Here is a 10,950-nt window from a genome sequence, read left to right as displayed (position 1 = left end):
ACTAACCGCGACGCCGCTTGAACGGCAGGTAGACAGGCTCCCAGATCGTTGCGTGCAATGACGCTTCGAGGTCCGCGCCGCGCAACGCGGTGAGGCCTTCCTTTTCGGCTTCGCGAGCTACGGCCACCGCGACGTTCCACGAAACCTCGCGCAGCGTATCGAGCGGCGGAAGCAGCGGAGCGCTTGCATTCTTCACCGTCGGCGACATCGCCGCGAGCGCTTCCGCCGCGGCCATGATCATGCCGTCCGACACACGACGCGCGCGCGCAGCCACGATGCCAAGCGCAAGACCGGGGAAGATGTAGGAGTTGTTCGTCTGCACCGTGCGGTACGTCTGGCCGTTGTACTCCACCGGAGCGTATGGGCTTCCGGTGCCGATGATCGCCTTGCCGTCGGTCCAGTGGATGAGGTCATGCGGCGTCGCTTCGGCGCGCGAAGTCGGGTTGGAAAGCGGCAGGATCACCGGGCGCTCGACATGCTTCGCCATCGCACGCACCACCTCTTCGCTGAACGCGCCGGGCTGTCCGCTGACGCCGATCATCACGGTCGGGCGCACACGTTCCACGGTTTCGAGCAGCGATACTCCGCCATCGGGCATGTGCTGCCAGCTCTCGGTCTCGCTGGCCTTGCGCGCAAACGGCTGCTGCGAAGGATGCATGCCGGGCGTCGAGTCCATCAGCAAACCGGGACGATCAATCGCATAGAAGCGACTGCGCGCCTCTTCATCCGAAAGCCCCGCATGCTTCAGCGCGAGCTCGAGGAAGCTCGCGATGCCGCAACCCGCTGCGCCGAAGCCGACGAAAAGGAAGCGGTGCTCACGTAGCGGCATACCGGTTGCGTTGGCCGCAGCAAGAACCGTCGAAAGCGCGACCGCCGCAGTGCCTTGAATGTCGTCGTTGAAGCTCGGCAATTGGTTGCGATACTTCTCAAGGAGCTTGCCTGCGTTGGCGCCGGCGAAGTCTTCCCACTGCAGCAAGACATGCGGCCAACGCTTCTTCACCGCACGCACGAAGCGGTCGACGAAGTTGTCATACTCTGGCCCACGCACACGCTCGTGCTTCCAGCCGAGGTAGAGCGGATCGTTGCGGCGCTCTTCGTTGTCGGTGCCGACGTCGAGGAAGACCGGCAGGCAGCTCAGCGGGTGAATGCCCGCAAGCGCCGTGTACAGCGCGAGCTTGCCGATGGGGATGCCCATGCCTCCCGCACCCTGATCACCCAGGCCGAGGATGCGTTCGCCGTCCGAGACAACGATGCAGCGCACGCCGTCATAGCGCGGATGGTTGAGGATGCGCTCGATGCGGTCCTGGTTCGGGTAAGACAAGAACACGCCGCGTGGCTTGCGCCAGATCTCCGAGAAGCGCTGGCAGCCTTCGCCTACGGCCGGCGTGTACACGACCGGCAACATCTCTTCGACGTTGCGCGTGATAAGCGCGTAGAAAAGCGTCTCATTCACGTCCTGCAGGTCGCGCATGAAGGTGTACTTCGAGAAGGCGTCCGGCTGCGAGCGGAAGGCCTTCAGACGGCGCGCAACCTGCTGGTCGAGCGTGCCGATCTGCGGCGGCAGCAAGCCGTGCAGCGAGAATTCATCGCGCTCCTCTTCAGTGAACGCGGTGCCCTTGTTGAAGATCGGGGTATTGAGAAGACCGAGGCCGGTGAGCGAGGTCTCGACGATTTCCGGAGTCGAGCGTGGAATCGGAGGCATGTCTGAAACATCATAGCGAATCAGCAAGATAGTTGTTGCGTCTCTCCGAACCGCTCTGCGATTATCGCTCCATGCCTCAGGAAGCTAACGTCACCACCCCTCAACGAGCGGGGGGCGCAGACTACGCTATTGCTTTTGCGCTCGCACTCTTCTCTTTACTTGTGTGGAAGATACGCACACACCCCCACGCAGTCCCTGCCGAAGACGCTGCCATGTTGCTGCGATATTCGCGCCACTTTGCCGAAGGCCACGGCATCACGTGGAACGTTGGCCAACATCCTGTCGAAGGCGCCACGGACTTCCTCTATATGGCCGCGCTCGGCTGGGGCAGCCGCCTCTCGCACCTCAGCGTCGAGGTCACCGCGCGGATCTTCCTTTGGCTCTCGCAGGCGATCACGGCCGCCGTGATCTTCCTTTCCCTGCGCCGCAACGCGCGCGTCCCGCTGGCCTTCGCACTCGCGCTCACGGTTTATTTCGCTATCGGCCCGGCATACCATTTCTCCGACAGTCTCTTCGGCGCGCCGCTCTACGCTCTGCCTGCGCTGCTCGCGTGGCTCGTTGGCTGGCGCATGATGGACTCCGGCATCACGACGGGCAAGGCCTTGTCTTTCAGCCTGCTCTGCCTCCTCGTCGGACTCATCCGGCCAGACGGCGTACTGCTCGGCGCGCTTATGCTGCTGATCTTCCTCGGTTTCACCCGCGGACCGGGCAAGTTCAAGCTCTTTCTCACATTCGCGGCTATCTTCGCCATCCTCGGCGGAGCCTACTTCGCCTGGCGCATCCACTACTTCGGCCACCCGTTCCCCAATCCGTTCTACGTCAAGGGTAGCTCCGGCGTCCTCAGCCAGAACCTGCGCTCGATGGTGCTCGCCTACTTTTACTTCTTTCTCGGCATTCTTCCGCTCTTCGGAGCCGGAGTTTTCTTTCGTCCCGCGCGGAAGAAACTGCTGCCCTTCGCTCTGCTTCTGCTCGGCTGGATCGCCTGCTGGGCGCACACGTCGCTCATCAACAACCATTACTCGCGCTTTGAGTGGGTGCTTTACCCCATCGGTATCTTCACCGCCGGACAGGTCGGCATCGTCGCCTGGGCCGCGCTGCGAGACCGCACGCCCGCCGTGGCGTGGCCTGCAGTGCGCCAGGTAGCGCTTGGCATCGGATGCGTCATGGTGGTCTCCAGTCTGCTGCTGGCGAAGTATGGCGATGAAGCCTATCAGGACGAAGGTTCGGTGAAGGCCTTCGCGCTGAAGCTCTCCCCCTACGGTCCAAAGGGTTACTCCATGATCAGCACTGAGGCTGGCATCATGCCGCTTTACTCGGACTGGACCGCCATGGATGCGCTCGGGCTCAACGACGAATATCTCGCGCACCATCAAGGCGTCATCACCGCGCAGTACATCGACCAGTACAAGCCCGCGCTCATCATCTATCACAGCTATTACCTAGGGCCGACGCCTGCACCAAGTGCGGCTTTTCAGGCGCGCGCGGTCAAAGACTTCGACTCCCGCCTCTACACCGTCGACTACACGCTGCGGCAGTACGCCGAAGCCAATCACTATAAGCTCGCTGGTATCTTCGCCGTCCAGACCTGCGACTTCCACTATGTCTGGGTGCGCCCCGGCTTGCCTGACACCGACGCTCTCGTTCATCTCATCCAGAGCGACTACGCCTTCCAGGGTAAGACCGGCGGCACCTACAATTTCGTCGCCTCGGACCATCCCAGCGATCTCTGCGGAACCTACCCGGACTAGGCGCCCCCCAAGCGCAGAAAGGCCGCCCACTGCGGGCGGCCTTTCTTTTTGAAGCGCTTGCGGCTTAGTGGGCAGCCCACTCGATCTTCGTCAGGTCGATGCCTTCCTTCACCATCTCGTAGAGCGGCGAAAGCTCGCGCAGCTTCACGACGACGTCGATCAGCTTGTCGGCAACGTAGTCCACCTCAGCCTTGGTGTTGAAGCGGCCGAGACCGAAGCGGATCGAGCTGTGCGCTACGTCGTCGCCGAGGCCGAGGGCCTTCAGCACGTACGACGGCTCCAGCGTGGCCGAGGTGCAGGCCGAACCCGACGACACCGCGATGTCGTTGATGCCCATCAGCAGGCTCTCGCCTTCCACGTACACGAACGACATGTTCAGGTTGCCCGGCAGGTGGTGGTCCATGTTGCCGTTCACCTGCGTGTAGTCGAGCGCCGTTTCGAGCTTCTTCTGCAGGTACTCGCGCAGTTCGAGCTCGCGCTTGCCTTCCGCTTCCATCTCGTTCATGCAGATCTCACAAGCAGCGCCGAGGCCGACGATGCCCGGGACGTTCAGTGTGCCCGAACGCATGCCGCGCTCGTGGCCGCCACCGTTGATCTGCTCCGTGAGCTGGACGCGCGGGTTGCGGCGGCGAACATACAGCGCGCCCACACCCTTCGGGCCGTAGATCTTGTGGCCGCTCAGCGAGAGCAGGTCGATGTTGTCCGAGAGCACGTTGACGGGGATCTTGCCAACGGCCTGCACAGCGTCTGTGTGGAAGATGATGCCCTTCTCGTGGCACAGAGCGCCGATTTCCTTGATCGGCTGGATCACGCCGATTTCGTTCGACGCGTACATGATCGAAACGAGGATCGTCTTGTCGGTGATCGCGGCCTTGATGTCTTCGATGTCCACGAGACCGTCAGCCTGCACGGGCAGATAGGTCACGATGAAGCCCTGCTTCTCGAGCTTCTTGCAGGTATCGAGCACAGCCTTGTGCTCGGTCATCTGCGTGATGATGTGGTTGCCCTTCTCGCGGTACATCTCAGCCACGCCCTTGATGGCGAGGTTGTTCGACTCGGTCGCGCCGGAGGTGAAGATGATCTCCTTCGAGGTGCAGCCGATCAGCTTGGCGATCTGCTCGCGAGCCTTATCGACTGCCTGCTCCGCTTCCCAGCCAAACGAGTGGTTGCGGCTGGCCGCGTTGCCGAAGATGCCCGTCAGGTACGGCATCATCTGCTCGAGCACGCGCGGATCAAGCGGCGTGGTCGCGTGGTTGTCCATGTAGATGGGCAGCGTCACGCCTTCGGGCAACGGCTTGTTCGACTGGACGACATTCATTCCAAGGGATTCGGGCATGGTGTTTCGGGCTCCTAAAGTCGTTATGGTTCGCGGGTTCCGGGGGCGGACCCGATCGAGCAAAATCTTGTGTCGTGCTTACAGCGCGATGGAAACGAGTCCACCCGCCAGCGCGTTTGCGGGCGCAGCGTCCGACTCGACGAGGTCGGCAATATGAATGCCGCTTAGCAGGTCCTTGATGGAGTCGTTCACTTTGCGCAACGGTTCTTTGATGGTGCAATGGCCTGCAAGGTCGCAAGTTCCGTGAATCGTGATGCAACTTGTAATAAAGAGCGGACCATCGATGGCACGGATGACCTCAAACGCATTGATCTCCGCCGAAGGGCGGGCCAGCGCGTAGCCGCCATTCGTTCCCGCATGAGAAACCAACAGGCCGGCCTTCGCCAGCGTCTGCAGGATCTTTGCCAGCAACTGCGGCGGGATGTGGTAGGCCTCGGCAATCGCCTTGGCCGAAGCCGCAGCTACACCGGAGGCGCTGAACTGCTGCTGCTCGGCAAGGTACTTGAGCGCCATCAGTCCGTAGTCCGCTTTTTTTGTCAGTCGCAGCATCGTCGGGAACCTATATTGTTACTCCTCCAGTGTACGGTGCGTCGCAATCTGCGGCAATACGCGATCCCGCAGAATCCACGCCATCTTTCGGTTCATCCAACCGGCATGTATCGCTACAAGATCACGCTCGAACGTGTCGTCGATGATGCCAAGCCGCTGCCCTCGGGCGCGCCCGATGACAAGCTGCAGTTTGAGACCGTCAACCACGACGACCTCTTCTCCATCATTGCGCGCACGCGCTCCAAGAACCAGTGGACCGAGGATGAAGCCGCATCGCTGGCGCTCGGCTTGAAGCTCTTCAGCGAAGTCGTCCTCGCCCACCGCAAGGAAGAGCTCTTCGCCCCCGCATGGACGGCGCTGCATGAGTTCATCGGCAACTTCAAGCAAGTTCCCGTCAAGGAATAGGCTTCGCAGCGCGGAAAGCAGCAGTTTGGGCTAACATCGTTTAGCTTCTGCTTTTCGCGCTACTGCTTTCCTTGCCCACGCTGAGCCAATTCGCCGCCGTGCCCAACATGCTGACGATGCTTCGTCTGTTTGTGCTGCCGTTTCTGGTCATCCAGATCCTCGACGGCAACTGGCGCACCGCCTTCGTGCTGCTCTGGATCGCCGGCCTTTCGGACTTCTTCGATGGCCTTTTCGCACGCTGGCTGAAGCAGCACACCACGCTCGGCCAATACCTCGACCCCATCGCGGACAAGCTGCTGATGTCCACGCTCTTCCTCGTGCTCACGCATGAGGGGATCATCCCGCGCTACGTTACGGTGCTGGTTTTCAGCCGCGATCTCGGCATCCTGCTGATCTCGACGCTGCTCTACATCACCAACATTCTGCGGGACTTCCGCCCGAGCTGGCTGGGCAAAACCAGCACCGCCGTGCAGATTCTCACGCTGCTCGTGGTGATGACCGCTCAGGTGTGGCCGTGCTGGCCGCTCGCGATGCTGCAGCGCGGTTTGCTGCTCGGTGTCGCCTGGCTGGCACCGCTTTCCGCCGCGCAGTACGCCTGGATCACGCTGCGCCGCGTCCAAAGCGGTGGAGGCGGTGGCAGCAACTCCCCGGCGGTCGCCGCAGAAGTTTAGCCCGCAACGGGCTACGCTTCGGAACGCAAAAACACCGCTTTTTCAGCGTGATATGGCATTTCTGCCAGTGGCAAATTCATTACAGGTATCCAGGTCGTAACTTCCACCTTGAGTGCAGGTCACGTTACTCGACCTAACACGTATGCGGTAGTTCCAGTAACCGTTACGTCCGTCCGAAGGTAGGCCATGTGGGATCGATTTGCCGCGCGTAACCGATTACCTATGTATCTATGCGCTCCTTCCGTGCTTCCGGCAACCTGATCCCTGCTTCCCTCATCGCTCTTTTCTGCATCGCCATGGTGGTGGCAGAGGGGCATGTGGAGATCACGCTCAGCGACCCGACCACGTACCTGAGCTGCCTGAAGCACAAGTGCGGTTTGATCATGCTGACGAGCTTCGCCTGGGTGGCGCTTGAGCTGATCCGCTCCTTCTTCTTCCCATCCACCACGCCCGTGCGCCGCATGGAGTTTGGGATGCGTTTGAGCTCCAGCCGCCGTCTCCTGCAGTAAGCCTCCCCGCTAAGTTGCTGTTACCAAAGGATGCAGTTCGTGCGTCTGCGAGGTTTGCAGTATTCTGCAAGCACTAGGCAGGTGACATCCTCGGAGAGAGGTGTCCGTCGAACGCTGGCGCGCCGCCTGTTCAGTCGAAGGATTTTGCAGACCATGCCCATTCCCGTATCGGCGGCCTCCGCCATTCTCGTAACCGGCGGTGCCGGCTTTATTGGTTCAAACTTCGTGCTGGAACACCTGTCCGACGCCTCCGCGTGTCCGGTGGTGAACCTCGACGTGCTGACCTACGCGGCGAACCCCGCGAACCTCGACCCGCTCAAGGGCGATGCGCGCCACACCTTTGTCCACGGCGACATTCTGGACGGCAAGCTGATCCGCGAGCTGCTGGCCACACACAAGCCGCGCGCAATCGTGCACTTCGCCGCTGAAAGCCATGTCGACCGTTCGATCCTCGGCCCCTCGGCCTTCCTCAAGACGAACATCGATGGCACCTTCAGCCTGCTCGAAGCCGCGCGTGAGTACTACAACGGCCTGAGCGAAGACGAGAAGCCGCACTTCCGCTTTCTGCACGTCTCGACAGACGAGGTTTACGGCACGCTGAAGCCCGAAGATCCGGCCTTCCACGAAGACACACCCTTTGCGCCGAACAGCCCGTATGCGGCCTCCAAGGCGAGCTCGGACCACCTGGTGCGCGCCTGGCAGCACACCTATGGCCTGCCCACGCTGATCACCAACTGCTCGAACAACTATGGTCCGCTGCAGTTCCCCGAGAAGCTGATTCCGCTGATCCTGCACAACGCTCTCGCGGGCAAGCCGCTGCCGATCTACGGCGACGGCCAGCAGGTGCGCGACTGGCTCTATGTGGCCGACCACTGCCGCGCCATCGAAGCGGTACTCGCAACCGGCCGCATCGGCGAAACCTACAACGTGGGCGGATCGAACCAGCAGACGAACATGGTCGTCGTAACGACGCTTTGCAAGCTGCTCGACGAGCTGAAGCCCGCGGCGCAAAGCTACAGCAAGCAGATCACGCACGTCACCGATCGCCCGGGCCACGACCGCCGCTACGCCATCGACGCACGCAAGATCGAAGGCGAGCTCAACTGGAAGGCGCAGGAAAGCTTCGAGACCGGCCTCCGCAAGACCGTGGAGTGGTACCTCGCGAACCAGGCTTGGGTCGAGGGCGTGACCTCGGGCGCCTACCGCAACTGGGTGGAGAGCAACTACAGCGCGCGCGAGGTGACGGCATGAAGGGAATCATCCTTGCCGGAGGCTCCGGCACGCGTCTTCATCCGGTAACGCTGGCGACCTCCAAGCAGTTGATGCCGGTGTACGACAAGCCGATGATCTACTACCCGCTTTCGGCGCTCATGCTTGCGGGCATTCGCGAGATCCTCATCATCTCCACCCCGGCGGACACGCCGCGCTTCCAGCAGTTGCTGGGCGACGGCTCGCAGTGGGGAGTTTCGCTGCAGTACGCCGTGCAGCCTTCGCCGGACGGCCTCGCGCAGGCCTTCATCATCGGCAAGGAGTTCCTCGCCGGCGACGCCAGCTGCCTGGTGCTGGGCGACAACATCTTCTACGGCCACGAGTTCGCACACGACCTGCGCGAAGCTGCGAAGACCACAAAGGACTCCAACACGGCCCAGGTCTTCGCCTACCCGGTTACCGACCCCGAGCGTTACGGCGTGGTCGAGTTCGACAAGGACCGCAAGGCGATTTCGCTTGAAGAGAAGCCGAAGCAGCCGCGCTCGCGCTACGCCGTCACGGGCATCTACTTCTATCCGCCGGACGTTGTCGAGGTGGCCGCAGGCATCAAGCCTTCACCGCGTGGCGAGCTTGAGATCACGGACGTGAACTCCTGGTATCTCGAACGCGAGCGCCTGAACGTCAGCGTTCTCGGTCGCGGCATGGCGTGGCTCGACACCGGCACGCACGATTCGCTGCTCGAAGCCTCGATGTTCATCCAGACGATCGAAAAGCGTCAGGGCCTGAAGGTCGCCTGCCCCGAGGAAATCAGCTATCGCCTCGGCTGGATCAGCGCCGAGCAGTTGCAGGCCTTCGCCGACAACTACGGCAAGAGCACCTACGGCGAGTACCTCCGCCGCCTGACGAAGGAAATCGTCTACTAAATTCACGACAACCCACTAAACCCGCGTCTCCTTGAGGCGCGGGTTCTTCTTTTCCGGAAAAACGGGCGTGTATCACGCTGGTTCGGTGCTGAAGTGGACACTTGGCCTGCCGATAACCGAAGGTAACCTGAGGCTCGCGACGAAAACACGCTCAGATCGAGGTTTTCAGCGGGCAGTAATGTTACCTACAGGTGTTAGGTGTGCCGCCGAAGTTGAATGGCGGAGCGGTGGGAATGTTCCTAGGATGAGGACAATCCAAAAAGTGGCTGTACACCGCCCACGTCGTTTTTCCGCAAAGGAAGCACCCCGCCGATGACCCCTCAGGTAAACACGATCACCGAAGAACGGCTTGGTTTCGACGCAACCGCCACACCGGCACAAACCGAGGCAGCAATGATTGTGCAGAACCGTACCTTTCGCATGTTGCGCGATATGCGCTGGATGTTGCTTGACCTCGTACTGCTAACCGCCACCCTGTTGCAGATGGGCCTTGCTGCCACGCTGCGCCATCGAGGCATGACGTTTTCGCAGTGGGTCGCTGGCTCCGTCGCCGTGAGCGATGTGATGCTGGTCGTCGCCTGCCTTCTGGTTTGGGCGCCGATGATGTGGGCCGTGGGTCTCTATCGCCAGTACAGCCTGCGTGCGATCGTAAGCCGCGTGCTGCTCTCCATGCTGATCTGCGCGACCACCGTTTGGGGCGTGGGACATGTGGTTCATCCCGGCATCCCGCTCGCGTGGAACGCGATGCTCTTCTTCTTTGCAGGCACAGCGGTGCTGCTGCTGCCGCGCCTTGCCGTGATGGCGTGGGCGCAGCTGGGGCTGGCTGAAAGCCGCACCAAGCTGAACGTGGTCGTCGTGGGCAGCGGCCGCCAGGCACACATCATGGCATGGAAGCTGCGCCACCACGCGAACCAGGATTACAACGTCATCGGCTACATCGACGCCGTGCCGAACGACTCTGCTGACCGCGAGATCGGCCAGCACCTCTGCACGCTCGACGAGCTTGAGCCGTTCCTCATGGAGCACGCCGTTGACGAGATGCACATCGCGCTTCCGGTGAAGTCGCACTACAACGAGATTCAGCATGTGGTGAACATGTGCGCGCTCGCCGGCATCGAGCCGCACTACCCTGCCGAGCTCTTCTCTTCCGACGTTACGAAGTCCACACGCACGCAGGATGGCCGCGTGGTGCTGCGCATGACGCACAACGACAGCCGCATGCTGCTCAAGCGCATGATGGACATCACTGTCTCATCGCTCGTGCTGCTCATCGCCAGCCCGATCATGCTTATCATCGCGATCGGGGTGAAGCTCACGAGCAAGGGCCCGATCTTCTTCCAGCAGACGCGCTACGGCTTGAACAAGCGTCGCTTCGGCATGTTGAAGTTCCGCTCCATGGTCGTCGACGCCGAAGCGCGCCAGGCGGACATCGAGCACATGAACGAAGCCGGTGGACCGGTCTTCAAGATCACGCGTGACCCGCGTGTGACGCGCCTCGGAGCGTTCCTGCGCAAGACCTCGCTCGACGAACTGCCGCAGTTGCTCAACGTGCTGAAGGGCCAGATGTCGCTCGTAGGCCCGCGTCCGCTGAACCAGCGCGACGTGCAGCGCTTCAGCGAACTGCACCTGATGCGCCGCTTCTCCGTGCTGCCCGGCATGACCGGCCTGTGGCAGGTGAGCGGTCGCTCCAGCCTGGGCTTCGATCAGTGGATCACCCTCGACCTGAAGTACATCGACGAGTGGAGCCTGAAGCTCGACATGCGCATCCTGCTGATGACGATTCCTGCTGTTCTCTTCGGTCGCGGCGCCAGCTAAACCGCTGTTGTCATTTCTGGTGAGTGGCGGCGCAGAAAAAGCCTTCACCTCGCCGCAGTAACGTTACCCTGTTGGCAAACACC

The 10,950-nt window shown here is 61.6% G+C and carries 10 protein-coding genes; 7 read left to right on the top strand and 3 right to left on the bottom strand.

Translation table 11 applies throughout. The features are described 5' to 3' along the window. Position 1 precedes the first annotated feature (1 nt). Positions 2 to 1,702 carry an NAD-dependent malic enzyme gene (locus OHL11_RS03225; RefSeq protein WP_263370032.1) on the bottom strand — a complete coding sequence of 567 codons (1,701 nt, stop codon included), beginning with the start codon at positions 1,700 to 1,702 and terminating at the stop codon, positions 2 to 4. A 212-nt stretch (positions 1,703 to 1,914) separates the two neighbouring features. Here OHL11_RS03225 and OHL11_RS03220 point away from each other — a divergent pair, with 212 nt between their 5' ends. Next, positions 1,915 to 3,450 carry a hypothetical protein gene (locus OHL11_RS03220; protein WP_263370031.1) on the top strand — a complete coding sequence of 512 codons (1,536 nt, stop codon included), beginning with the start codon at positions 1,915 to 1,917 and terminating at the stop codon, positions 3,448 to 3,450. 64 nt (positions 3,451 to 3,514) lie between these two features. Here OHL11_RS03220 and OHL11_RS03215 read toward each other — a convergent pair whose 3' ends face one another. Next, on the bottom strand, positions 3,515 to 4,786 hold the full coding sequence (locus tag OHL11_RS03215; RefSeq protein WP_317890615.1) for an IscS subfamily cysteine desulfurase: 1,272 nt from the start codon (positions 4,784 to 4,786) through the stop codon (positions 3,515 to 3,517). A 78-nt stretch (positions 4,787 to 4,864) separates the two neighbouring features. After that, positions 4,865 to 5,335, bottom strand: a complete 471-nt coding sequence (locus OHL11_RS03210; protein WP_263370030.1) for an RrF2 family transcriptional regulator — start codon at positions 5,333 to 5,335, stop codon at positions 4,865 to 4,867. 36 nt (positions 5,336 to 5,371) lie between these two features. Here OHL11_RS03210 and OHL11_RS03205 point away from each other — a divergent pair, with 36 nt between their 5' ends. The 6 genes from OHL11_RS03205 (at position 5,372) to OHL11_RS03180 (ending at position 10,867) form a co-directional block, all read left to right on the top strand. Then, complete coding sequence (locus OHL11_RS03205) at positions 5,372 to 5,740, top strand: DUF3861 domain-containing protein (protein ID WP_263370029.1); 369 nt, start codon at positions 5,372 to 5,374, stop codon at positions 5,738 to 5,740. Between the two features lie 116 nt (positions 5,741 to 5,856). Continuing rightward, the gene (locus tag OHL11_RS03200; protein WP_390235355.1) at positions 5,857 to 6,411 is read left to right on the top strand and encodes a CDP-alcohol phosphatidyltransferase family protein; all 555 of its coding nucleotides are present in this window, start codon (positions 5,857 to 5,859) and stop codon (positions 6,409 to 6,411) included. A gap of 230 nt (positions 6,412 to 6,641) precedes the next feature. Beyond that, complete coding sequence (locus OHL11_RS03195) at positions 6,642 to 6,920, top strand: hypothetical protein (protein WP_263370028.1); 279 nt, start codon at positions 6,642 to 6,644, stop codon at positions 6,918 to 6,920. A gap of 153 nt (positions 6,921 to 7,073) precedes the next feature. Next, positions 7,074 to 8,171 (top strand): dTDP-glucose 4,6-dehydratase, encoded by a 1,098-nt coding sequence (gene rfbB, locus OHL11_RS03190; protein ID WP_263370027.1) that lies wholly within the window; start codon positions 7,074 to 7,076, stop codon positions 8,169 to 8,171. Next, positions 8,168 to 9,052: a glucose-1-phosphate thymidylyltransferase RfbA gene (rfbA, locus tag OHL11_RS03185; protein ID WP_263370026.1), complete on the top strand. Its 885-nt coding sequence runs from the start codon at positions 8,168 to 8,170 to the stop codon at positions 9,050 to 9,052. The genes rfbB and rfbA overlap by 4 nt, the downstream gene beginning before the upstream one ends. A gap of 312 nt (positions 9,053 to 9,364) precedes the next feature. Further along, positions 9,365 to 10,867 (top strand): sugar transferase, encoded by a 1,503-nt coding sequence (locus OHL11_RS03180; RefSeq protein WP_263370025.1) that lies wholly within the window; start codon positions 9,365 to 9,367, stop codon positions 10,865 to 10,867. The last annotated feature ends 83 nt before the right edge of the window (positions 10,868 to 10,950 follow it).

The sequence above is a fragment of the Granulicella cerasi genome (assembly GCF_025685575.1).
GTDB classification, from domain to species: domain Bacteria; phylum Acidobacteriota; class Terriglobia; order Terriglobales; family Acidobacteriaceae; genus Granulicella; species Granulicella cerasi.
The sequence above is the reverse complement of the archived record's forward strand: the minus strand, read 5'-3'. Positions and strand labels throughout refer to the sequence as shown.